Genomic DNA, 26,162 nt, shown 5'->3' on the forward strand with positions numbered 1-26,162 from the left:
GCGCATCCGATCATGCAGTCGCTTTGTGAACTTGCCACGTCTGCCGGCACCCTGACCGCGCAGCTCGAAAACTACCTCCGCTCGCATGCCGACGACAGTTGCAAGCTGCTCGGCGTGCCGCTCGGCACGCCGCTGCGCGTCGAGATCGCCGACGCCGGCGCGCCGATCGAAACCCGCCGCGGCGACCGCGAGGCGACGCTGCGCATCGGCAGCGACGACGCGCAGCGCGTGATGGCCTACACGCGCAGTTGCAACTGGGCGAACGGCATCGTGCTCGTGCCGACGCTCACGCGCCTCGTGCTCGCGGGCGCGTTCGACGGCCTGAAGGCCGGCGAGCCGCGCGCGATGCGCGCGTTCGCGGTCACGCGCAAGGCCGATCCGACGCGCAACCTCGGGCTGCTGTGGGGCGCGCTGAACCTGCTCGGCCTCGCCGGCTGGGTGACGCTCGGCAGCGGCGATGAGCACGCCGGCTATGCGTTGACGCCCGCCGGCGCGCGCGTCGTCGAGTGCGTGAACGCGCAGCGGCCGCTTTTCACGCGCCTGGCCGATGCGGCTTCGCTGCTGCAGCATCTGCATGCGCTGTGTCATCGCCGGCGCGAGCACGCCGGCCAGAGCGCGGAATACGCGGCGCTCGTGCGAGTCTGCATCGACGGATGGCCGTTGCCGGAAGCGCGCGACGATGTCGAACGGCACGCCGACGCGCAACTGCGCACCGCGATGGACGGGCTGTTGCTCGGCCCGACGTGGGTCGCGCTCGACATGCCGGTGTTCGAGAAGCAGGGCGCGCAGCAGGGCAAGGTCGCGGCGAGCTTCTTCGAGGCGTTCGACGCGCGGCGCGACGGCGTCGCGATCGGCGACGCGTGGCCGCACGCGGACCGCGTCGCGCTGGACGCCGCATGGGCGCTGCTGCGCCACGCGGGCGTGGCCGACATCGAGGCCGACGGCGCGCGCGTGCGGCTCAACGAGGCGGGACGCATCCATCGGCCGATCGCCGCGCCGTATGCGGGGCTCGCCGCATCGTACCTGCGCTCGTATGCGCTGCTCGACGAATTGCTGTTCGGCGACCCCGATCCGCTCGACGTCGATCGCGACGGGCACATCGATCGCGTGATGAACGTGTATGCGTCGAGCGGCGCGGGCTCGGGCCCGGCGTCGAAGGAGATCACGGCGAAGATCATCCGGCGCCTGTTCGACGAGACGCCGCTCGATCAGCAGCCGGCCGGCATTTCCGACATGGGCTGCGGCGACGGCAGCGCGCTCAGGCGGCTCGCGCAGTACGTGATCGAATCGACGCGGCGCGGCCGGCATCTCGCCGACTATCCGCTCATCGTGATCGGCGCGGACTACAACGAATCGGCGCGCAGCCGCGCGGCGGATACGCTCGCCGCGCTGAGCGGCGTGCCGGGCGTGCACGTGCGCGTGATCGACGCCGACATTTCGCAGCCCGATCGTTACGACGAAGCGGTGGCCGCGAGCGGCCTGACCGTGAAGGGCCCGGACGGCAGTCATCGTGCGGCGCGCCTGAGCGATCTGCTGCACACGTTCATGTTCCTCGTGCACAACCGCCGCCTCGGCGTGCGCCGCGGCGATGCCGCCGATGCGGTTCTCGAGCGCCATTTGCGGCAGGTCGATCGCGCGCATCTGCGCAGCGTCGCCGAACGTTACTATCCGGGACAACTGACGGTTTCGGACGATGCGGCGCTGCCGGTTCCGCTCGACGCGATCAGGCGCGTGTTCCGCGTCGCGTACAGCGATGCCGAAGGGCTTGTGCCCGGCTACGTCGCGGCCGCCGACCTGATCGACTTCGTCGCGCGCTGGAAGCCGCACGCGAAGCACGGCTTCCTCGTCGTCGAAGGGCATAGCCCGTGGGCCGCGAGCCTGCTCGACGACGCGGCGGCCGAGCCGGGCCGCTGGACGCGGACCGAGCAGTTGCCGTCGGTGTTCAACTGGGGGATGCATTTCCTGTCGCGGCAGTTCATGGCGCCGTTCGACGAGTTCATGCTCGCGATGTGCCTCGCGGGGTTGAGCCCGCGCGACGCGATCCACGGACGCATCCACCCCGAGGGCTTCCCCGGCCCGGATCTGCTGAACGAATACCGGTTCTTCAGCATCGCCGATTATGTCGCCTACGACGCTGCGCATGCGTGATGCCGTCCGCCCGCCGGCCCGGCGGGCGCGCGGCGCGCTTGAGCGGCGCGCGCCCGCGCGACATCTGGACTTCGTACTCGACATCGGTTCGGGCGTCATCTCCCCGCACGGCTTGCCGATCCCGCTTCCGCACCGATGCAATGCCGTATAGTGCGGCTGGCGCGGCGGCGGCGTTCGCCGCGCGTCGATCGTGACAATCGAGCCAGTTCGCAAGCGAACCGGTTCGTCAAAATCCACAAGGGAGGGGAAGCATGACCGTGTCGCAAACTTGCCTGCTGATCACCGCATTGATGCCGTTCGTCTGGACGATGTGCGCGAAGTCGGGCAGCCGGTACGACAACCGCGAGCCGCGCCGCTATCTCGCGCAGCTCGAAGGCTGGCGAGCGCGCGCGTTCGGCGCGCATCAGAATTCGTGGGAGGCGCTTGCGCTGTTCACCGCGGCGCTCGTCGTCGCGTGGCACAACGGCGCGAACGTGCAGCGCGTCGATCAGCTCGCGATCGTCTTCGTCGCATCGCGTGCGCTGTATGGCGTGCTCTATCTGCTGAACTGGGCGACGCTGCGCTCGCTCATGTGGACGGTCGGCCTCGTTTGCGTGGTCTGGCTGTTCTTCGCCGCGCCGTGAGCACGCGCCCCGTGCCCGACGCCGCGTCGGCGTGCCTTGGTTGCAACCCGTTCATGCGGTTGCGCGCACTTCCAGATGCCGGGTCGGCGCTTCACCGAGAACGCGACGGAACGCGGACGTGAACGCGCTAGGGCTTGCGTAGCCGAGATCCAGCGCGACGCGGGGCACGGCCTGTCCTTCGCTCAGGCGCTCGATGGCCGCGAGCAGGCAGACCTGCTCGCGCCACTCGGCGAAACTCACGCCGGTCTGCATGCGGAAAAGGCGGGTCATGGTTCGCCAGCTCATGCCGGCTTCGGCCGCCATCGCGTCGAGCCCGATCGCAATCGACGGCGCATCGAACAAGCGCCGGCACGCGCGAGCGAGACGAGGATCGCTCGGCAGTGGCGCGTGAAGTGACAGACGCCGCATCGACGCCATTTCCGCGACGAGCAGGTCCATCAGTTTGCCGTCGCGTCCGCCGATGTCGTACATCGCCGGCACGTCGACGGCCTCGTCGAGCAACTGCTTCAGGAGCGACGAAAGCGACGAAACGCCGTACACGCAGCAGCGATCGGGCATGCGCGCCGCATCGGCTGCGTTCGGCGACACGAACGCATTGAGCATCGTGACGGGCCCCCTCATCGTCATTTCCGCGCCGCTTTTCCGCGGAACCGGTGAAGAATCAAAAAAAATGCCCTCGCCACGATGCTCTTCACATCGCGACGAGGGCCAACGGTAGACGATTGAAAGGTTTTGGGGCGGATCAGACGGCGATCATCTCGGCGCTCGCCGAGGCTTCGGCATCCGCCGCCTGCGCCGCATCCGCTTCGCTTCGAATCAGATAGTCGAACGCGCCGAGCGATGCCTTCGCGCCTTCGCCGACCGCGATCACGATCTGCTTGTACGGCACGGTCGTCACGTCGCCGGCGGCGAACACGCCGGGCACCGACGTCGCGCCGCGCGCGTCGACGACGATCTCGCCGTGCTTCGACAGCTCGACCGTTCCCTTCAGCCATTCGGCGTTCGGCACGAGGCCGATCTGCACGAACACGCCTTCGAGCGCGATGCGCTTCGCTTCGCCGGTGCGCATGTCCTCGTAGACGAGCCCGTTCAGCCGCGCGCCGTCGCCCGTGAGTTCGGTCGTGCGGGCACGCGTGAGCACCGTCACGTTCGCGAGGCTGTGCAGCTTGCGCTGCAGCACGTCGTCCGCGCGCAGTTGCGCGCCGTATTCGATCAGCGTCACTTCGCTCACGATGCCGGCGAGATCGATCGCGGCCTCGACGCCCGAGTTGCCGCCGCCGACCACCGCGACGCGCTTGCCCTTGAAAAGCGGGCCGTCGCAATGCGGGCAGTACGCGACGCCGCGGTTGCGATACTCGCGCTCGCCGGGCACGCCGATTTCGCGCCAGCGCGCGCCGGTGGCGAGCACGACGGCTTTCGCCTTCAGCACCGCGCCGCTCGCGAGGCGGATTTCGTGGATGCGGCCCGGCACGAGCCGGTCGGCGCGCTGCACGTCGATCACGTCGACTTCGTATTGCTTCACGTGCTGCTCGAGCGCGGTCGCGAACTTCGGCCCTTCGGTTTCCTTGACCGACACGAAGTTCTCGATCGCCATCGTGTCGAGCACTTGCCCGCCGAAGCGCTCGGCGACGACGCCCGTCGAGATGCCCTTGCGCGCCGCGTAGATCGCGGCCGCCGCGCCGGCGGGGCCGCCGCCGACGATCAGCATGTCGAACACGGGCTTTTCCGCGAGCGCCTGCGCCGCGCGCCGGCTCGCGCCGCGGTCGAGCTTCGCGAGGATTTCCTTCACGCTGCTGCGGCCCTGGCCGAACGTCTCGCCGTTCAGGAAGATCGTCGGCACGGCCATGATCCGGCGCGCCTCGACTTCGTCCTGGAACAGCGCGCCGTCGATCATCACGTGGCGGATGCGCGGGTTGACGAGCGCCATCACGTTGAGCGCCTGCACGACTTCCGGGCAGTTCTGGCAGGTGAGCGAGATGTACGTCTCGAACGCGTAATCGCCGTCGAGCGCGCGGATCTGTTCGATCGTCGCGTCGTCGAGCTTGATCGGATGGCCGCCCGTCTGCAGCAGCGCGAGCACGAGCGACGTGAACTCATGGCCCATCGGCATCCCGGCGAAGCGGATGCCCGCGGCCTTGCCCGGCTCGCCGACCGAGAACGACGGCGTGCGCTCCGCCCCGTCGCGGCGCTCGACGATCGAGACTTGCGGCGAAAGCGACGCGATCTCGTCGAGCAGCGCACGCAGCTCGCGCGACTGGCCGCCGTCGTCGAGCGATGCGACGAGCTCGACGGGACGCGTGATCCGTTCGAGGTACGATTTCAACTGAGTCTTGAGATTGGCGTCCAGCATGACGATTCGGATTCCGTAGCGAAAGAGGGGCTTGCTCGCCGTATGCGGGCGAGGCGGCGATGGGGCGGGCGGTGCCGGGAGCGGGCCGCGAAAAACGCGGCGGCGCATGGCGCGCACGGCGGCGATGCCGCCGTGCGGCTTCAGATCTTGCCGATCAGATCGAGCGACGGCGTGAGCGTGTCGGCGCCCGGCGTCCACTTCGCGGGGCAGACTTCGCCCGGATGCGCGGCGATGTATTGCGCGGCCTGGACTTTGCGCAGCAGCTCGCCCGCGTCGCGGCCGATGCCGTTGTCGTGGATCTCGCACAGCTTGATCTCGCCTTCCGGGTTGATCACGAACGTGCCGCGCAGCGCGAGGCCTTCCTCTTCGATCAGCACGTCGAAGTTGCGCGAGATCGCGAGCGTCGGATCGCCGATCATCGGATACTGGATCTTCGAGATCGTGTCCGACGTATCGTGCCATGCCTTGTGCGTGAAGTGCGTGTCGGTCGACACCGCGTAGATTTCGACGCCGAGCTTCTGGAATTCGGCGTAGCGGTCGGCCAGATCGCCGAGCTCGGTCGGGCACACGAACGTGAAGTCGGCGGGGTAGAACACGACGACGGACCACTTGCCCTTCAGGGTCTCGTCGCTGACCTGCACGAAGTCGCCGTTGTGGTATGCGGTGGCCTTGAACGGTTTGATCTGGCTGTTGATGATCGGCATTTGCGCTTCCTCTTGAATCGGTGTGTGATCAGGAAGCGCCAGTATGGCGATGGGGGCCGGTTCTGTGAAATTGCATGTTTCAATGGACGGAATCGGTATTGCCTATCTCGCCGCCCAGCCGGGCCGCGGGCGAAAATTTTTCCTCTATTGAGCGCTGCTGCGCTCCACCGAAATCCACTGGAATTTGGGGGCAATCCTAGAGCTAGCCTCAGGCAACAGCCGGTCGGACTTCGGCGCGGTAGTGGGCGCGGGCCGTCAGTTCTAAGGGAAGCCGCGCCGGCGAGGTGGCTTGGCCAGAGCGGGTTTTCGCGCCGTGAGCGACGCGCCCGCGCAGGGCGTGTCGCTTCGAGTCTTCTTGGCCGGAGCGCTGGAGCCTTTGGGCGAGATGCCACGACCACCGCACCTCCCGGCGTGATGGCGCGCCGACGGCCAGATCAGGCTTCGTCGAGCACCCACTTTATGAGACCGTGTCGTCCCTTGAAGCCAAGTTTTGCCGCCGCGCGTTTGATGTAAGTCTCGACAGTGCTGCTTTTCACCCCGAGTTCAGTTGCCATTTCGCGAAACGTGTTGCCGGTCAGCAAGCCAACACACACTTCGATCTCGCGATCGGACAGCATAATGGCCGCATCCTTGAGCCTATGCTCGAACCCCTGACGCACGGACTCGACGCCGGTCGAGCACACCGTATGGCCCGGAATTTTCGCTGGACGGTCCGACATCGCACATCGTCGATGCGACGAGTGCATCTCGACGAGCGGCATGAGCGTTTCGGCGTAGCTTTTCAGAAGCGACATTTCCTGAATGGTAAAGTCGCGCGCTTGCGGGGAGCGGCACAACGAAATCACATAGCGGCGGTTCGTCTTGCATGACACCAGGTGGCACTGGAATCCTCGGTCGTGATAGGGCGAGGATGTCAACCCGAACTCGTCTTGGTTCGGTTGGAGCACGTTCATGTGGATCAACTGCGTATCGCGCGCAGCCAGTACTTTCTTCGACAGCGGATGCTCAACCGACTTTTTTTCCAGATCGACATTCAGAATATCGGCCCATAGGTCTTGATGTTGTGACGTGAATGCCCCCAACAGATGCACGTCGACAACTTCCCTTTTCATGTCATTGGTGGACCATGCAGTAATCTTGGTGGCTTCTACGTTCATAGATGCGACAAACAACGAATGTAGATCAGTGGCAAAGCGCTCGGCGCCAATGCTGGATATGACTTTTCCCAGCTTGCAAAAGATGTCGACCAATCCCGTTTCCTCCATCTGCCAGTTTGTTCACGATAGCGCGCCTCGCTACTCGTTTTTCCTCAGTTCCTCTGGCCGCGATGGTGCGTCCGCCGGTCGATGACCGCTGCACGCGTACCGCTCCGACCGAAACCACCCGCCGCGAGTTCGTCGTTCTCGTCGTGGCGCAATATGACGAGGCATCGATAACGCGCAGCGCCCTGACTGCGCCAGGCCAATGGACCCAAGCGCTGTTTCGATACGCCGCGCGACAGCATATGGCGCCGATCCTGCGCAATTGAGCATCGATGCCGCGACAACCAATCCGTTGCCGAAACGAGGTTCGGCACACAATCTGCGCACGATGCAAAGACGAAAGTGAGCGCGGCCGCGACAACGGCAATGCGCGAGCTGTTCCCGGACGCATCAGCAGGCTATGCCGTCGCAGCGCGTCTGCGACCACGGAAATGACGAGCGTCGCTCGCTGTCATTCATGCCTATCCGCAATACTCCAGAAAACGCTTTGTGTGCTTCCGGCGTTGTTCGGCCCGTGGCCGGGCATACGCAAGCGGCATGTCGTTCAATGTGTCGATCGAGGTGAACGCGGGCAAATGCTCGGCCGTGGCCCGCATACTACGGCTCCGGTTAGACAGCGAATATTGAATGCACAAGGGGAAGGCATCCGAAATGCGATATTTTTCTCGGTCGTGCTCATTTTTCATAAATCACGCTGTTCCATCTCGCGTTTCCGCAAAGTTTAGCTCACAAGGTGCAGCATTTGTATGCGACTAACGGGTCGTATTTTCGCCATTGATCAGCCGGACGCGTATGTTGAATATTTGCAGGCGACATTCGAGAGGAGTACCGGAAAGTACTCGGTCTCTACGCTGAATTTCATAACGCCAGGCTGCCTATTCCTCTCCTCTCGAAAGGGGGGTTAACATCCACATTCCTTCGTATCGGGAATCAATGAATTGAATTTCTCGAGATATCAGGCGTGCCGCGGGCTATCGATTGGACGATATAAAAATGACAGAAATTTCATGACATTTTTGTCATTTTTATAAAAAGCATGGAAAGTATACATTTTCACATCTAGTCATATCGGGTTGTGAAATTTGTATCTCATTGTTCAGGGGATGTAAAGAAAATTTACATGTATTTTTTGTGATTTAATAAATATTGAGAATGCGATAAATTTCCATCATGTACGTAGTCGCTTAATAAGCCATGTGACGGACCGTAAATGCCGCTTCATGAGGGAACATCTGTAACGATCCGGTGACTTCCTGATCACGTCTTAGAGACGGTTTCATAAAGACTGCTGGGCTCGCCGCAGGGTATTCCAGCAGATCAGGCAGCAGCCGAGTTTGAGGAACGCTTCGTGAATGTCGGCGCGACGTTCAAAGCGAATACGTAGACGGCGGAAATGATGCAGCCAAGCATGAGTACGTTCGACGACCCAACGGACTTTTCCAAGGCCACTACCGTGCGGCTGACCGCGCCGCGCGATGCTGGTGGGGATGTTGCGCTCGTGAAGGATGCGTCGGTATTTGTCGTGGTCGTAACCACGGTCGGCGTAGACGCGGGCAGGACGGCTCAGAGGCCGTCCACGCACGCCGCCGATCGGCACAATGGCCTCGATCAGCGGAACCAGTTGGGTGACGTCGTTACGATTGGCGCCGGTCAGGATTGCCGCGATCGGCGTTCCGTTGGCGTCGGTGGCGATGTGGTGCTTCGACCCGGGTCGAGCTCGATCGGTGGGGTTCGGGCCAGTTTTTCGCCCGCCCCAACCGCACGAATCAACGATGAGTCGACGACCACACGGGAGAAGTCGATCTTCTCGGCTGCTCGCAGTTTCGCCAGCAGCACCGCGTGCAGTCGATCCCACACACCGGCTTGCTGCCAATCGCGCAGCCTGCGCCAACAACTTACGCCTGAGCCGCATCCCATTTCGGACGGTAAGTCGCGCCAACGAATGCCCGTCTTCAGCACAAAAAGGATGCCCGTCAAAGCCGCACGGTCCGCTACCGGCTTGCGACCGGGGTACTTGAAGCGGCGCGGCTTTGGCGGAGGTAGCAGTGCTTCGATCAGTGCCCACAGTTCGTCATCAATGATTGGCTTACCCATCTCCTTGGCCCGTCTGTCACGACGGCCAAGGTTAACAGGATGCTGAAAAAGTTAACAGCCCCTTGGACTCTTTTTGAAACCGTCTCTTAATGGACGGAGGGGCGATGAGCGCGAAGATGGCGAAGACATCGGTCGATGGGCGGCGATGCGTAAAGGCGCACTGGTATTGAACATCATTCAGGGCAATGGGCAGTCGCCGAGGTCGGGCCTACGATCGGTCGTCCGCTGTAATTGAGAACTGAGCCGGCGCGGCTTGGAGAATGCCCGGCGCACGAACCGGCAGGGCATGAAGGAGCCGTGCGAGTGCCGGATCAAGGGGGCGGGAACGTATGGCGAAGCGATGGTTGTACGGCGTTGCGCGAAAAAGTTCCATTCCCTGTCGGGCGAGGGCGACAAGTGATCGAGGCGCTGATTGCGGCGCCGCCGTCGTTCGGCCACCGGATGTCGGCGCATCTTCCGGGGTTTAATGAGAACGCGGTGCGGCGGATTTTCCGGTTGGAGGGCCGGCAGGTTCGTCAACGGCCGCTTGGCTTTCGACCTTTCGCTCAAGCCGTCGGTCGCGGCCGCGTCGATCGAACGCTGTCCGGCGCGATATGGGGCGTGTCGGGGCCGGATGTGATGATTGGGCGCGGATCGACTGCCATATCCGGGAACGGCTCGACCGAAGCGTTCCGTCGCAGAACAAGCGCGCTCGCCCTTGTCGGCCATCGGCGGAAGCGGTTGCGTCGCGATCGCGGGCAGCGGTCGACTGTGCGCCGGTGGCGGCACCCTCGGGGTGCGCGTGAACGGGGCTGCGTTCTCCGCCGGGCGCGGGAACGACTCCGGGAATGTTTGCGATGCGACGGGCGGCCGGTTTTGACCGAGCGCCATGTCGGCACGGCCGATGGGAATGTCCGGCGAATCCGAAGCCCGGCCCTGCGGCGTGATCGCAGACCCGCTGCGCGACCGGCGGGTGGGCCAACCTGCCGCATTTCCGTAACTGCTTGCGAACGCGCGCCCGGAGCGGGATGTGTACTGGCCATCTCTCGTCGGCAACGGCAAGCGAGCCTCGATCGGCATGGTGACGATCGTTGTCAGGGCGCCGCGCTCGCGGCAGCGTCCTGACGGATCATCGAACAGATGGTCGTGCGGCGGCTGTGTCCGAAAGGCGCTGCGTTTCGATTCGACGCGAGCGCCGACGATTTGCCGCTTGTTCCGGGCTGAAGCTGAATGGTATGTGCGGGCATCCGCCTTGTCTGTCATGAAAATTCCGGACATTCAATGAAGAAGGTGATGATAGTCTTTTCCGTTTCATGGAATTTATGTTAATTGGTGCGAAATTATGAAATCCGAGAAATGTCCCGGTAATTAGGTGCAGACGGAGTGGGCGATCCTGCTTAATCTTGGGGGTGCGAAGTCTGAATAAGACATTAATGGCATTCGACGGAATTCGGCGAATCGATGTCCGGCGTGATCCGGTCCGCGGATATGGATCGCTGCTCGATCGAACCGGCGTCGAGTCTGCCGGCGAGGCGCGAAAGCCATCCATGCGCGGGCCGGACGAGGATGATGAATCGCGATTCATCGCCAAGTCGAACGCATTGATGGAATTCGCGGATTTTAATTGCCGTGTTTATAGGGATTTTTTTTGTTTATTTGATTGCGTCGATTTATTTTCGATGTCGAGGCGGGATGATTCAGTGATTTTCAAGAATGGAATTGTGTCAATTTTATTTCGTTATTCATGATTCGCGCTCCCCGATTTTCGATTTATCGCCCAGCCGGCGTCGCTGCGTAAGGGTGTGCCGATGACCGATCGGCTGTCACGTGTCCATTTCGCCGTTACGCCGTTTCGCCGTTCCAATTTTTTCCTCTTCCTGGACGGCGGGCGCGTCGCCTGCCGTGCCGACGCCGCTTGCCCCGCCCGTTCGTCGACGATTGTCAATCTCACGTGAAAGACTCCGCCATGGAAAATGCCGCTCCGGTCCCTTTCGACGTGCTGTTCGAGCCGGCGGATGTCGAGACCTTCGCTCGCCTCAGCCGCGACCGCAATCCGCTGCACGTCGATCCGGACTACGGACGGCGGTCGTCGTTCGGCACCTGCATCGTGCACGGCGCGATCGGGGCGCTGGCCGCGCTCGAGCGGATCGCGCCGGCCGGGCCGGTACGCGTGACGCGCCTGTCGGCCAGCTTCCGCGGCCCGATGCTCGTCGGACGGCGCTACGGCTGCCGGATCGATTCGCACGACGAAGACAGCCACACCGTCACCTTGTGCGACGGCGCGGTGGCGCTCATGCAGATCGCCGTGTCGTGGGCGCCGGCCGACGCGCTCGCCGACGCCGTTGACACTGTTGACGCCGTTGAGGCTGTTGACGCCGCCGAAGTCGACGACCACGACGACGATGCGTTGGCGGCCGGCATCGAGCGAATCGGCGAGTACCGGCCGACGGGGCTCGGCGCGCGCTATCCGCGTGCACTGCGCGCGTTCGGTGCGGCCGTGCTCGATACGATCGCGCTGTGTAGCTTCCTGACCGGCATGAAGCTGCCCGGCCGGCGAGCGCTGTTTTCGGCGCTACGCCTGACGTTCGGGCGTCGCGCCGCCGCCGGCGCGCTGGCCTATCGGCATGCCGTGGCGTCGTTCAATCGCGACTTCGGGCTGCTCGACACGCGCCTGGAGGTGCGCGATGCGCATGCGGCGCTCGCGCATGGCGAACTGCGTTCGTTCGTCCGCAAGTCGCTCATCGACCGTCCTGTCGCCCACTATCTCGAGGCGCGCTCCGACGTGGGCGCGACGCGTCTAGCGGGCAAGGTCGCCTTCGTGACGGGCGGCTCGCGAGGACTCGGCGCGGCGTTGGTGCGCAGCCTCGCCGCGCTCGGCTGCCGCGTCTATCTGAACTACCTCGGCAGCACCGCGCAGGCGAGCGCCGTCGTCGGCGATCTCGAGGCACACGGCCTTGCGGTTACGCTGGTGCGGGGCGACGCCGGCGATCGCGCCTGGCTCGACACGGTGGCCGCCGAGCTGCGCGCGCGGCACGCTCGCCTGGACGTGCTCGTCTGCAACGCCTGCGAACCGCCGCTGCGGATGGAGGACGAAGCGTCGTCCGCGGCGCGCCGCGACGACTATCTTGCGCGCAACCTGAGGCTCGTCGAGGCGCCGCTCGAGGCGTTCGCCGATCTGCTCGCGGCGAGCGAGGGCATCGGCGTCGCGATTTCGTCGGAGATGGTCGATACCGCGCCGGCCGGTTATGCGCACTACGTCGAACTGAAACGGCGGACCGAGGCGTGCATGCGGCGGCTCGCCGATGCGCAGCCGTCGATCCGGACGCTGATCGCGCGGCCGTCGAACCTGTTGACCGAGATGAGCAACACGCCGACGCGGATTCTCAACGCGCAGGCGCCGGATGAGGTCGCGATGCGCATCGTCAATACGTTGACGGCGGGCGGCGAGCGTCACCGCCTGCTCGCGCGCTTCACCGATGACGCGGCGCCGCGCGCGACGGCGACGCTAATGGTGAGCGCCAGCTTCACGCTTGATGCCATGCTCGGCGAATTCGATGCCTGGCTCGCCTGCCTGCCGGGCGAGCATGCGGTGCGGCAGACCGGATACAACCGAATGATGCAGGACCTGCTCAGTCCGGATAGCGCGCTCAATACCGCGGAGGGCGCGGTCAATCTGCTGTACCTGCGCGTCTCGGACTGGCTGCACGAACGCGAGGCGTGCTGGCATGACGACGGGCTGCGGCTGTCGGACGAGACGGATTTCGTGCGGCGGGTCGCAGACGATTTCGTCGCCGCGCTGCGCGGTTTCGCGCAACGCAGCCGCGCCTGGCAATTGCTGATCGTCTGCCCCGATCCGCGCCTCGACCCGGCCGATGCGCAGGGCGCCGCACTGCTCGACGCGGTGCATGCGCGGCTGCGCGCGCTGCCCGGCGAACTGCCGAACCTCGCCACCGTGTTCGCGTGCGACTACCACGCGACGCACCGGATCGACGCGACGCGCATCGACGATGCGTCGCGCAACCGCATCGCGCACATTCCCTATGTGCAGGGCTATTTCGGCTTCCTTGCGGCGCTCGCCGTTCGTATGCTGAACGCCAAGCGGCAGCCGCCCGCGAAGGTGGTGGTGCTCGATTGCGACAACACGCTGTGGCGCGGCGTGTGCGGCGAGGAGGCCGACGTTCGCCAGCTTGTGATCGACGACGAACTGCGCGCGTTCCAGCAGTCGATGAAGGCGCTGCTCGCGCGTGGCTTCATCCTGTGTCTGTGCAGCAAGAACCGGGAGGAGGACGTCTGGGACGTGTTCGACCGGCATCCCGGCATGGTGCTGACGCGCGAGGACATCGCCGCCGCGAAGATCAACTGGCTGCCGAAGTCCGAGAACCTGCGCGCGCTCGCCGAGGAGCTCGATCTCGGCATGAGCAGCTTCGTGTTCTTCGACGACAACCCGCTCGAATGCGCGGAGGTCCGCGCCGGCGCGCCCGAGGTGCTGACGGTATGCACGACGCAAGGCGGGCTCCGTCCGTCGGAATGGGCGGATCGGCTCTGGGTGTTCGACCAGTTGGCGCACACCCGCGAGGACGGCGCGCGCACGCGGATGTATCGCGAACAGTCCGAGCGCGAACGGTTCCGCAAGTCGGCCGAATCGTTCCGCGCCTTCATCGAAGGGTTGAACCTCGATGTCGCGATCGAGCCGGTCACGGCGGCGCGCGTCGATCGCGCGTCGCAGATGACGCTGCGAACGAACCAGTTCAACAACACAACGATCCGGCGCGACCGGGCCGAGATCGTCGCGATGATGCACGACGACGCATGGCGACTGCTCACGATCGACGTCGTCGACCGGTTCGGCGACTATGGCACGACCGGGCTCGTCGCGTACCGGATCGAACCGTCCTGCCTCTACGTCGATGCGTTCCTGCTCAGTTGCCGCGTGCTCGGACGCACGGTCGAGGATCGCGTGATGCAGCGGCTCGTCGCGGTCGCGCAGCAGCACGGCGTCGCGCAGATACATGTCGCGTTCGCGCCGACTCGCAGAAACACGCCGTTCCGGCAGTTCCTCGACAAGCTCGCGCCGTCCGCGATCTTGGTCGACTCCGCGGCGCTCGGCGAGACGAGCCGTTACGTGTTCGAGCGCGAGGCGTTGCGCGAGACGCTCGATCGGCAGGCTTATCTCGAACACTCGCCGCGGCCCGGCGCCGACGACGCGCCCGCGGCGCCGCCTTTCGTCGTGAGTGCGGACACTCGCGCGCAGGGCGCCGACTACGTGGGCATCGCGCAGCGATTGCACGCTGCGTTCGACGCGCTTGGCCCGTCGGGCGACTCGACGTCCGACGTCGCGCCGGGCGTTGCGCGCGCGTCCGAAACGGGTGTCGCGGCGCGGCGCAGCGCAGGCTCGACGCGCATCGCGAGCGGGGCGGAGCGTGAGGCGGCGTTGTTGCGTGAAGTCAAGCTGCGTTACGCGCGCGTGCTGGCAATCGACCCCGACACGCTGTCCGAATCCGAGGAGCTCGAACGATACGGTCTCGAATCGATCGACATCGTGAACCTGACCGTCGAACTCGAGCGGCTCGTGCCGGGACTCGCGCCGACTTTCCTGTTCGAGCATCGCACGCTGCGCGACGTGGTGCGCGCGCTGATCTCCGAGTACGGCGCGGCGGCGTCCGGGCTCGCGCCGGCGCCGGCCGCGACGCCGCCGCGCCAGGCGGTGCATCCGGAGCGGCACGATGCACATGACGCGCCAGACGCGCATGAGGCGGACGAAACCCGCGACGAGATCGCGATCATCGGACTGCACGGCGTCTATCCGGGCGCGAGCGACATGCACGCGTTCTGGCAATTGCTGCAGGCGGGCGAGAGCCGTATTGCGCCGATGCCCGACGCGCGGCGGCAGTTGATCGATCGGGCGCTGCCCGGAGTCGCGGCGACGTTGCACGGCCACGTGGACCGCGCCGGCTATCTCGACGGCATCGAGCGTTTCGAGGCGGATCTGTTCGGCATCACGCCGAAGGAAGCCGAGCTGATGGACCCGCAGCAGCGCCTGTTCCTGCAGGTCGTCTGGGGGCTGCTGGAGGATGCCGGTTATACGCGGCACACGCTTGACCGCGCAACCGGCGTGTTCGTCGGCGTGCTGTCGAACGACTACGCGATGTATGCGAATCTGCATGCGCTGCGGCAACCGGAACAGTATCGCCATACCGACTACTATCAGATCGCGAACCGCGTCTCGTACCACTTCGATCTCAGCGGGCCGAGCATGTCGATCGATGCGGCCTGCGCGTCGTCCGGCACGGCGTTTCACCTGGCCTGCCGGGCGATCCGCCACGGCGACTGCGAGGCCGCGATCGTCGGCGGCGTCAACCTCATTCTGCATCCGAGCCGCCTGATCCAGTACACGCAGACCGGCATGCTTTCCGGCCGCGGCAGTTGCACGCCGTTCGGGCGCGACGCGGACGGCACGTTGCTCGGCGAGGGCGTCGGCGCGGTGCTGCTCAAGCCGCTGTCGCGCGCGCTCGCCGACGGCGACAACATCCATGCCGTCGTGAAGGCCTCATCGGTCAACAGCGGCGGCAAGACCAACGGCTTCACCGTGCCGAATCCGAATGCGCAGGCGAGCCTGATCGCGGGCGCGCTGCGCGCTGCGCGCGTGCCGGCGGCGCGGATCGCCTATGTCGAAGCGCACGGCACCGGCACGGCGCTTGGCGATCCGATCGAGGTCAGCGCGCTCGGCCGGGCGTTTCGTGAGCTCGGCGCAACGGGTGAGCGGCGCATCGGCTCCGTGAAGGCGAACGTCGGCCACGGCGAGTCGAACGCGTTCCTCGCGAGCCTGAGCAAGGTGCTGCTGCAATTCCGTCACCGCCGCTGGGTGCCGACGCCGACCTCCGCGGAGGACAACGCGGCGATCGATTTCGCCGCGGCCGGCTTCGCGGTGCAGCGCACGCTGGCCGACTGGTCCGAGACGGGGGACGAGGGGCCTGTTGCCGCCTGCATCAGCAATTTCGGCGCGGGCGGATCGAACGCGCATGTGGTGCTCCAGGCGTGGCCCGCGAGCGTCGCGCAGGGCTGCGCGGGCCGCCATCTCGTGCCGCTGTCCACGCATCGGCCGGAGTTGCTGCCGCGCCTCGCGGGCCGCTTGCGCGAGCGCTTGTTGCACGACGCCGCGGCCGAGATCGATCTCGGCGCGCTCGCGTACACGCTGCAGGTCGGCCGTCAGCATCTCGATCATCGCGTCGTGTTCCTCGTTGACGACCGCGACACGCTGCTCGATGCGCTCGAACGGTTTCAGGGCGGCGCCGCCGCCGATGCGCGTTGGATGTGCGGCAGCACGGCCTCGCGCAACGCGCTCGGCGACTTCCTCGACGGGCAGGCGGACATGCGCGAATTGCTGCGCAAGTGGGCGCGCGAGCACGAACACCATCGGATCGCGCAGGTGTGGCTGCACGGTTTCAGCATTCCCTGGGAGGCGCTCCACACGGCGCGCAAGCCGGCGCGGATCAGCCTGCCGACCTACCCGTTCGACGGGCGTCCGCACTGGCTCGAACCCGGCGAGGCCATGCCCGGCCTCGCCGCAGCGCCGGCCGCCATGCCCGCCGGCGACGCCGTGCTGTTCGCTCCGGTCTGGGTCCGTGCGGACCTGCCCGCCGCGCGCGAGCCGGCGCCGAGCGTCATCGCGCGCCACGTCCTGTTCTGCGGGCTCGACGCCGCTGCGCGCGAGGCGTTGCGCGCAGCGAGCCGGGCGAGCGACGCGTCGATGCATTTCCTCGCGTTGTCCGCAGGGACACGGGAGGATGCTTATGCCGATTGCGCGGCCGCGCTGTCGACCTGGCTGCGCGAACTGCTCCGCAGCGGCCTGCGCGAGCCGCTTCGCGTGCAGGTCACGGCGGCCGGAGCGCGGGACGAGGTCTGGACGGGCCTCGCGGCCTTGCTGAAATCGGCGATGCAGGAAAATCCCATGTTGTCGGCGCAATTGATCGAATTCGACGATGCGCCGGATGCGGCGGCATGGTTCGCGATACTGAACGACGAGATGCGCGAAGGCTGCGACGTGTCGGTCCGCTACCGCCCCGGGCGGCACGTGCGGGCCTGGCATCCGCTGGCGCCGCCGGCACGGCCGGCCGCGTCCACAGGCGGCGCGGGCGTCTACCTGATCACCGGCGGCTCGGGCGCGCTCGCGCTGCAATGCGCCGAATGGCTCGGCGCGCGCGATCGCGGCGCGACGATCGTCCTGCTGGCGCGTCGCGACGAGGCCGCGCTTGCCGGCTCGCCGCGCGGGCATCGTCTCGCCGCGCTGCGCGAAGCCGGGATGCGGATCGTCTATCGCAGCGTCGACGTCTGCGACGGGCCGGCGCTGGAGGACTGCGTCGCGACGATCGTCGCCACGCACGGGCCGCTCCGAGGTGTACTGCATTGCGCGGGAATGGTCCGCGACACCTATCTGATCCACAAGTCCGAAGACGATTTCCGGGCCGTGCTGGCGCCGAAGGTGGCCGGCACGCTGAACCTCGACCGCGCGACGCGCGGCCAGCCGCTCGCGTTCTTCGCGCTGTTCTCGTCGATCTCGGGCGTGCTCGGCAATGCCGGCCAAGCCGACTACGCGGCGGCCAACGCGTTCATGGACGCGTTCGCGCACCGCCGCGCCGCGCGCGTGCGTGCCGGCGAGCGGGCGGGGCACAGCGTTTCGATCAACTGGCCGCTCTGGCGCGACGGCGGGATGGCGCTCGACGCCGAACTCGCGGCGCTGCTGCGCGAGCATCACGGCCTCGACGCGATCGCGAGCGAGGCCGGGATGCGCGCGCTCGATCGGGCGCTCGCCGGCGCCGCGCAACAGGTGTTCGTCGGGACGGGCGCCGGCGAGGCGGTGGCGCGCACGCTGGCGGCGTCGGCACGCCGCCAGCCGGACGCGGTCGCCGGCGCGCCGGCGACCGCAACCGCCGGTGCCGCGCCCAGCCCGGCGGCGCTGTACCCGTATCTCAAACGCGTGCTGGCGGACGCGACGAAGCTCGACCCCGCGACGATCGACGAACATCGCCCGCTCGCGGACCTCGGCCTCGATTCGATCCTGCTCGCGAAGCTGAACAAGGCGTTGGCCGCCAACTTTCACCAACTGCCGAGGACGTTGTTCTACGAATACCCGACGCTCGAGGCGCTCGCCGCGTACCTGGCCGAGCAGATCCGCCTCCAGGGAATTCCGGCCGACCGCTTCGTGCCCGTGTGCGGCGAGGCGCAACCGGCCGCGCCAGCGCGCGCCGCGCATGACGCGGCGCCGGCGCCGAAGCCGGCGTCCGCGGCCGTCCACGCCCCGGGGGACGCGGCGCGCGACATGCCGATCGCGATCATCGGCATCGGCGGGCGCTATCCCAATGCGCCGTCTTTCGACGCGCTCTGGCGGAGCCTGAAGAATGCGTCGAGCGAGATCGGCGAACTGCCGGTCCGCCGCTGGCACGGCCCGCACGCCGATGCCGGGCGCGATCTCCATCCGGCGCTGCGCGGCCGCAAGGGCGCGTTCCTCGACGACTTCGCCCAGTTCGATCCGGCGTTCTTCCAGATCGCGCCCGTCGATGTCCACGCGATCGATCCGCAGGAGCGGATGGTGCTGATGTCGTGCTGGGCCGCGCTCGAAAGCAGCGGCTATACGCGCGAGCGGATCGCGGCGCGGCATGGCCGCAACGTCGCCGTCTGCGTCGGCGCGACCAAGAGCGGCTTCAATCATTTCTCGTCGGGCGCGGCGGCGCACGCGGATGTCGGCGTCGGCGCGCGCGAGGCCGTCACCTCGACCTCGTTCGCGAACATGGCGAACCGCGTTTCGTACTTCCTCGACCTGCGCGGGCCGAGCATCGCATTCGACACCATGTGCACGTCGTCGCTGACGGCGATCCATCACGCCTGCCAATACCTGCGGCAAGGCGAAGCCGAACTCGCGATCGCGGCCGGCGTGAACCTGCACCTGCATCCGAACGACTATCTCGTGCTGGAGCGCCTCGGCATGTTGAGCAACGAGGCGGACGTGAACTGCTTTTCGCTTGGCGGCAACGGCTTCATTCCCGGCGAGGCGGTGGGCGCGGTCGTGCTGAAGCGGCTCGACGCGGCGCTCGCCGACGGCGACCGGATCGACGCGGTCATCACCGCGACGGGCCTCAGCCACAGCGGGCACACGCATGGCTATACCGCGCCGAGCCTCGCGCAGCAGGAAGCGTTGATTCGCCGTGTCATCGCGCGCGCCGGCCGGCGTGTCGACGACGTCGCCTACGTCGAATCGGCCGCGAACGGTTCCAGCATGGGCGACGCGATCGAATGGGGCGCGCTGAAGAACGTGTTCCGCACGCGCGCGCAGCCGTGCGCGATCGGCTCGGTCAAGCCGAACCTCGGCCATCCGGAGGCGGCAGCCGGCATGGCGCAACTGAGCAAGGTCGTCGCGCAGTTGCGGCATCGCGCGCTCGCGCCGACCCTGGTCGACCCGGCGCGGCTCGACCATGCGTTGCTGGCCGACAGCGGGCTGCGGCTCGTTACGGCGTATGAGCCGTGGCCGGAGCAGGGCGATGCGTCGGCCTGCCTGATCACGGCCGCCGGCGCCGGCGGCACCTACGCCGCGATGGTGGTCGAGCGGGCGCCGGTGATCGGCGCACCGCCGGCCGCACGTGCCGCCGTCGTCGCGATCGCGCTGTCCGCGCGGTCCGGGGATGCGCTGCGGCGCATGGCCGCCGAGCTGCACGACCACCTCGCCGCCTATCCCGAACTGCGCATTGAGGACGTGGCCCGGACGCTGCACATGGGCCGCGAGGCGATGACGGTGCGCGCCGGCTGCCTCGTCGAGAGCCGCCGCGAACTGATGGGCTGGCTGCGCGAGTTCGCCTCGGGCGAGCCGCCGGCCCCGGCCCGCACCGCTGCGCCGCAAGCGCCGGCAAGCGCGGCGGCGCCGTTGCGCGCCCGGCTCGACGAGGCACTGCAGGCCTGGCTGGCCGCGCGCGATGTCGACTGGCCGGCCGCCTACGGCGATACGTGGGCGACGATGCGCGTCGCGCCGCTCGCGCTGCCCGCCTATCCGTTCGATACGCGCGAGTTCTGGCGCGAGACGCCGCGCGCGCGCCGCGCCGGCGAGCGCACGGCCGCCGGCATCGAGGCCGCCTCGACCCCGGCGGACACGGCCGCGCCGCCGCCCGTCGCACTGTCCGCGCCCGGCTGCGCGGCGCCGGACGAGACGGTGGCCGAGGTGAAGGACGCGATCCGCGCGCTGCTGCATGTCGAACCGACCGAGGCGATCGACGACGCGACGTTCTTCGAGCTCGGCATCGACTCGATCCGGATGGTGTCGTTCGTGAACGAGATCGCCGCTCGCTTGGCGCTTCCGCTCGAAGAAACGGTGCTGTTCGATTGCCCGACCGTCGCGCAATTTTGCGTACACGTCGCGCGTCTGCGCGCGGCGTCGAATAGGCCCGACGGTCGCGCAGCCGCATCCGCCGCGCCGCCCGGAACCGGCGTTGCCGCGCCCGCCACGCCTCGCGCGCTTGCCGCCGCGCCAGCCGCGCGCGCGGATCGCGCGAGCATTGCGGCGGCTTCGCACGATGACGACGGCGCGGTCCTGCTGCAGTTGAAGGCCGCCGTCAGGGCGATCCTGGACTATCCCGATTCGGAACGGTTCGACGACGGCGCGACCTTCTTCGAGCTCGGCGTCGATTCGATCCGGATGGTCGGCTTCGTCGCGGCGCTTTCCGCGCGGCTCGGCCTCGAACTCGAGGAAACGGTGCTGTTCGATCATCCGACGCTCGCCGCGCTGGCCGGCCACGTCGCGGCGCAGCGGCGCTCGCGCGTCGGGGTGCCGGGCATGGCGGCGGCCGTCACGGTCGAGATGCCCGCCGATGCGGTCGCCGCCCCGGCGGCCGGGCGGCAGCCGCCGCCGCTCGATCACGCCGCGCTGCTGGACAACCTGCGCCGCCACGGCCGCACCTACGAGGAAATGGTGCCGCTCCAGACCGAAGGCGATGGCCCGCTGCTGTTCTGCCTGCATCCGGCATCGGGCGACGTCGCGATGTTCGGCAAGCTCGCCGCGGCCGTCGGCACGCGCTGCCGCATGGTCGGCATCAAGGCGCGCGGCTTCCTGACCAAGCAGCCGGCCTGCGCCGACGCGTATGAGATGGCGCGCCACCACGCCGAGATCATCCAGGCGGTCGATCCGGCCGGGCCGTATCACGTGATGGGCGCTTCGATGGGCGGCGTGGTCGCCTACGAGGTCGCGCGCGTGCTGCAGAACGCGGGCCGGCGGGTGAGCTCGGTATTCATGCTGGAAACGCCGCTCATCACGTGTGAACGCGATTCGGACATCTTCGCGCTCGACGAACTGCAGAATTGGCTGACGAACGCGAACTTCCTGATGATCGCGATGCTGCACCTCGATCCCGCGTTCCGTCAGCGCAAGCAGGACGGGCTCGTCAAATGGGACGACCTCACGATCACGGCGCCCGAGCTGGGCCTCGACGAGGACGGCGCCCGCGACGCCGAGCGGCTCGAGTCGCGGCTGGTCGAGCTGATCGTCGAGCGCGGCGTGCGTCAGGCGCCGCAGATCCTGAGCACGCGTCTGCGCTCGATGTCGGACACGCATCGCAACAACCTGCGCTGCATGCGCGAATACCGCTGGCAGCCGCTCGCGCGGCCGGACGAAGTCGAGATTCTGATGTTCCGCACGGCGTCCGCGCGGGCGACCTCCGATCAGGTCTACAACCCGAACTACCTCCACAGGCTCCAGCGAGTGCACGGCTCGATGATCCCGCTGCTCGACGCGTGGGTCGAGAGGATGCCGCAAGTGCGAACCGTGGTGGTCGGCGGCGAGGATCACTTCGATCTCTGCAACCGGACCCTCGGCGACGAGGAGGTGATCGGGCCGGTGCTCGCATCGATGCGGCGGCCGCCGGCTGCGCAGCCGGCCGCCGCCGCCGTGGCGGCGGGCGGCGCGGCGACGGCCGGCCCGGGCGACTCGAATGCGGCGAACGTGCCGAACGCATCGAACGCATCGAACGCGCTGGCTGGCGCCGCATCCGACGCGTTGCGCGTGGCCGTGATCGGCATCTCGGCGCGCTTTCCCGGCGCCGGCGACGTCGATGCGTTCTGGCGAGTGCTGGCCGAGGGAAAGAGCCTGATCGGCGCGGTGCCGGCCGGGCGCTTTCCCCCCCGCGATGGCGCGCTGGATCACGGCTGCCTGTTCGAGCGCATCGACGAGTTCGACCACGCGTTCTTCCATCTGAGTCCGAACGAGGCGCAGATGATGGAACCGGCCGAACGGATGTTCCTGGAGGAAGCGTGGCGCGCCGTCGAGGACGCGGGCCTCGTGCCCGACCGGCTCGCGGGCGCGAACTGGGGCGTGTTTGCCGGCAGCGGCGGCGACTATGATCTGCACGTGCAGTCGGTGCTCGGCGTCGCGCCGCAGGTTTCGGCTTCGACCTTGCCGGGCCGGGTCGCTTATCACCTGAATCTGCACGGGCCGGTGATGGCAATCGACGCCGGTTGCGCGTCGTCGCTGCTGGCGGTGGGACAAGCCTGCGACAGCCTGCGGCTCGGCCAGTGCGAGATCGCGATCGCGGGCGGCGCGATGGTGTATTCGACGCGCAACCTGATCGAAACAGGCCACTACTACCGCTTGCTCAGCGAAACGGAACGCGGCGCCGCGCTCGGTGCCGCCGCAACCGGCATGCTGCCGGGCGAGGCGGTCGGCGCGTTGGTGCTCAAGCCGCTGCAGGACGCCGTGCGCGACGGCGACCGCGTCTACGCCGTGCTCGATGCATGGGGCAGCGCCCACAACGGCCGCACCCAGGGCATCGCGGCGCCGAGCGCCGCCTCGCAGGCGGCGCTCTTGACGTCCGTCTACCGGCGCTTCGGCATCGATCCCGCTTCGCTCGATTTCTTCGAGGCCAATGCGAGCGGCTCGCCGCTCGGCGACAAGGTCGAACTGCAGGGCCTTCGCACCGTGTTCGGCGGGCGAGCCGTCGGGCATCCTCCGCTCGCGCTCGGCACCGTCGAGAACAACGTCGGCCACTCGTTCGCCGCCTCGGGCATCGCGCACCTGCTGAAGGTGATCCTGGCGCTGCATCGCGACACGCTGCCGCCGACGGCGAACGTCGATGCCGCGACAGCCGCCGCGGGCGCCGACGGCGGACCGTTCGAGATTCCGGCGCACGCGAGGCCCTGGCCGCGCCGCGCGGGCGCCGCGCGGCGCGCGGGCGTCAGCTCGTATAGCGCGACGGGGATCAACGTGCATCTGGTCGTGTCCGAGGCGCCGCCGGCCGCGGTTCCGACGCCGGCCGCAGGGCCGGCGTTGCTGGCGTTCTCGGCGCCGACGCCCGAGGCGCTGCGGCAGCGCGGCCGGGACCTGCTCGCCTACGTGCGAGCCACGGACGATAGATCGTGGTCGCCCGCGCGGCTGTCGGCGAACCTGCTGTCGCGGCGCCATCACTTCCGTCATCGCTGTGCGCTGATCGCTCGCGATCGTGCCCACGCGGAGCAACTGCTGGCGCGCTTCGTCGCGAACGCGGGCGATTCCGAGGTGCTGACGAACCCGGCCGGCGCGGCATCGAACGACGACGACATCCGCGCGGCGCTGCGCGGCGAGGCGGCGGCGTTCGACGCGGGGCGCGCGCCGCTGCCGCTCGAACGCGCCGCGCACTGGTACATGCAGGACATCGCATTCGACGCGCGCCGCGGCTTCGCGCCGGCCGATCGCGTGCCCCTGTCGCTGCCCGGCTATCCGTTCGCGCGCACGCGCCACTGGCTGCGCGAGGCGCCGGCGAGCGGGCCGGATATGGCTGCGCAGCCGGCCGGCGAAGATACGCAGCGCTGGCTGCTGCGCCAGGTCGCGACGATCACCGGCGAGGCCGCGGACGCAGTGAGCGCTGAAGCGAACTGGAGCGAGATGGGTTTCGATTCGCTGATGAGCCTCCGCCTGCTGTCGGCGATTCGCGAGCGGACCGGCGTCGAGGTTCCGCTTGTCGAACTGCTGGACCGGCGCACCCCGGCGGTGCTGCACGCGCATCTCGAAGCGCTTGGCGCCTTCGCGGCCGCACAGGGCGATGGCGTGACGCGGGCCGACGCGCCGCCGCTGCCGGCGGTGCAGTATCCGTGGTTCGGCGAACGCCTGTCCGCGCTGCGGGCGGCGGAGGAGGTCGTCGCGGTCGCGCTGGCGCAGCAGGCGGCGGCGCCGGCGTCGCGGCAGGATCGCGACCGCGTGCTGGCCGAGCTGCTCGACGCCGGCATCGCGGTGTTCCGCGACACCGACCAGGCGGTGTTGCTGGCGGCGCGCTCGGTCGGCATCGACGCGCATCTGCGGCGGTTCGAGCCGGACGCGCTCGCCGCGGGCCTCGGCGCGCTTGCGCCTGGGCAGCTCTGGGCGCCGCTGTCGCAGGAACAGGCGCGCCACCTGCATCTGACCGAGCGAATGGGCAACACGGCCTGGAACGTGTTCCACGTGTTCCGCCTGTACGCGGCCGAGGTCGATGTCGAGCGCCTGCGGCATGCGCTGATCCTGCTCGCGCGGCAGCAGGACCTGCTGCGCACGCGTTACGTGGCGGTCGGCGACGGCCATGCGCAGTGCGTATCGGAGCTCGTCGGCGTCTCGTTCGATTCGATCTCGACGCGCAGCCGCGAGGATTTCCATCAGTTCATCCAGAGCAGCCGAAGCCATGCGCTGCTCGAGGAGCACGGCGGCCCGGCGATCCGGATATGGCTCACGGAGGCGGACGGCGCATTCCATCTCGGCCTGGTCGCGCATCATGCGCATGCCGATGCGTTCACGCCGGGCCTGCTGTTCTCGCAACTGATGGCGCTCTACGGCGCTTTGGGCGGCGAGGCGGCCGCACGCGACGACGACTGGCGGCAGCCCGATCAGTACTGGCTCTATGCGCTGCGCCAGCACGACGCGCGCGGCGCCGGCGCGGATGCGCACCGCGCCTGGTGGCGCGACGCGCTCGCGGGCGTCGACGTCGAGATGCGGCTGCCGTACCGCCGGGACGTGATGTCCTCCTCCTCGCCGTCGCGCGAGCTCGCCGCGAACCAGATCGTGCCGGTGCCGCCGGCGCTCGGCGAGCGGATCGCGGAACTGGGGCGCGCGCATGGCATCTCGTATCCGCAACTGTTCGCGGCCGTGCTGGCCATCGTGCTACGCGAGTTCTTCGGCAACGATCGCCCGGTGCTGCAGGTGATCCACAACCAGCGCGACAGCGCGGCATTGGCCGCGTGCCTCGGCGATTTCTCGAACGTCGCCTTCGTGCCGTTCGAGCTCGATCCGGGCCGCAGCGTGATCGATACGTTGCACGCGGTGCGCCGAACCCTGCTGACCGCGCTTCAGCACGCGCGCATTCCGGCGGCCGATCTGCTGCGGATCGCCGGAGTGGACGGCGAGGCCGGTTGCGGCGCGATGGTCGGCGATGTCGTGTTCGACAGCGCCGACATCGATACGGCCAGGGTAAGCATCGCCGGCGAGCACGGCGTCTCGACCTACATGGATGCGGTGCTCGAACAGCGCCGCATCCATTTCCTCGATCAGCCGCTTGCGTCGCTGTTCTTCCAGTTCCTGCGGATCGACGGGCGTCTCTACATCTTCCACGCATACCGCCGCGCGCTGTTCGAGCACGAGACGATGCAGAAGCTGCCGCTGCGGATCGTTGAGCTGGCCGACGCGATGCTGCGCGCGCCGGACGCGCCGGTGGCCGGCCTCGTCGCGTCGTTCGCGCCGCGCTTCGACGAACTGGGGCGTGGCGTGCACGCGCCGGCGGCGCGCATGGCGCCGGCAAGCGAAGCGGGACGCGATACGGCGAGTGGTGCGCAGGGGGAGGCGTCGGGCCTGCTCGAACGCTTCCTGGGCGGCGACCTGTCGATCGCGCAGTTACGCAGCACGCTGCGCGCGTCCGGGGGCCACGACGGCATGGGAGCTGTCGCCGAATGATGCGGGGCGAAACGCCAAGGTGGCCCGGCCGGTGCGCGTGCGACACGCGTCGCGGCCCGGGCAAGGGAGAGTGGGATGAAGCGG

The 26,162-nt window shown here is 67.7% G+C and carries 10 protein-coding genes; 4 read left to right on the top strand and 6 right to left on the bottom strand.

Features of this window, described 5'->3' with window-relative positions:
- Positions 1-12: 12 nt before the first annotated feature.
- Together WS92_RS05410 and WS92_RS05415 are read left to right on the top strand one after the other, a co-directional pair.
- A complete protein-coding gene (locus WS92_RS05410) occupies positions 13-2,148 on the top strand; it encodes an AprA-related methyltransferase (RefSeq protein WP_059931404.1) in 2,136 nt (711 codons plus the stop codon).
- Positions 2,149-2,399: 251 nt separating this feature from the next.
- Complete coding sequence (locus WS92_RS05415; protein ID WP_059931401.1) at positions 2,400-2,771, top strand: MAPEG family protein; 372 nt, start codon at positions 2,400-2,402, stop codon at positions 2,769-2,771.
- 51 nt (positions 2,772-2,822) lie between these two features.
- Here the strand turns inward: WS92_RS05415 and WS92_RS05420 are convergent, their stop codons facing one another.
- The 6 genes from WS92_RS05420 to WS92_RS35565 form a co-directional block, all read right to left on the bottom strand.
- The gene (locus tag WS92_RS05420; RefSeq protein WP_231755917.1) at positions 2,823-3,272 is read right to left on the bottom strand and encodes a helix-turn-helix domain-containing protein; all 450 of its coding nucleotides are present in this window, start codon (positions 3,270-3,272) and stop codon (positions 2,823-2,825) included.
- 241 nt (positions 3,273-3,513) lie between these two features.
- Positions 3,514-5,121, bottom strand: coding sequence for an alkyl hydroperoxide reductase subunit F (gene ahpF, locus WS92_RS05425; protein WP_059931400.1), 1,608 nt, complete (start codon positions 5,119-5,121; stop codon positions 3,514-3,516).
- 140 nt (positions 5,122-5,261) lie between these two features.
- Positions 5,262-5,825: an alkyl hydroperoxide reductase subunit C gene (gene ahpC / locus WS92_RS05430; RefSeq protein ID WP_006028553.1), complete on the bottom strand. Its 564-nt coding sequence runs from the start codon at positions 5,823-5,825 to the stop codon at positions 5,262-5,264.
- Between the two features lie 434 nt (positions 5,826-6,259).
- On the bottom strand, positions 6,260-7,075 hold the full coding sequence (locus WS92_RS05435; protein ID WP_059931428.1) for a helix-turn-helix transcriptional regulator: 816 nt from the start codon (positions 7,073-7,075) through the stop codon (positions 6,260-6,262).
- 1,288 nt (positions 7,076-8,363) lie between these two features.
- Positions 8,364-9,181 (bottom strand): IS5 family transposase gene (locus WS92_RS31120; protein WP_096746671.1). Its coding sequence is split into 2 segments (ribosomal slippage): positions 8,364-8,833 and positions 8,833-9,181, totalling 819 coding nucleotides; the frame shifts between segments, so codons are not numbered across the junction.
- 177 nt (positions 9,182-9,358) lie between these two features.
- Positions 9,359-10,423: a hypothetical protein gene (locus tag WS92_RS35565; RefSeq protein WP_156442999.1), complete on the bottom strand. Its 1,065-nt coding sequence runs from the start codon at positions 10,421-10,423 to the stop codon at positions 9,359-9,361.
- Between the two features lie 170 nt (positions 10,424-10,593).
- On the opposite strand from WS92_RS35565, the gene WS92_RS34295 reads away from it, so the two are divergent.
- Complete coding sequence (locus WS92_RS34295; RefSeq protein WP_141667966.1) at positions 10,594-10,908, top strand: hypothetical protein; 315 nt, start codon at positions 10,594-10,596, stop codon at positions 10,906-10,908.
- Positions 10,909-11,126: 218 nt separating this feature from the next.
- Positions 11,127-26,078 (top strand): SDR family NAD(P)-dependent oxidoreductase, encoded by a 14,952-nt coding sequence (locus WS92_RS05440; RefSeq protein ID WP_059931878.1) that lies wholly within the window; start codon positions 11,127-11,129, stop codon positions 26,076-26,078.
- The last annotated feature ends 84 nt before the right edge of the window (positions 26,079-26,162 follow it).

This window comes from Burkholderia sp. MSMB1588 (genome assembly GCF_001546925.1).
Taxonomy (GTDB): Bacteria; Pseudomonadota; Gammaproteobacteria; order Burkholderiales; family Burkholderiaceae; genus Burkholderia; species Burkholderia humptydooensis.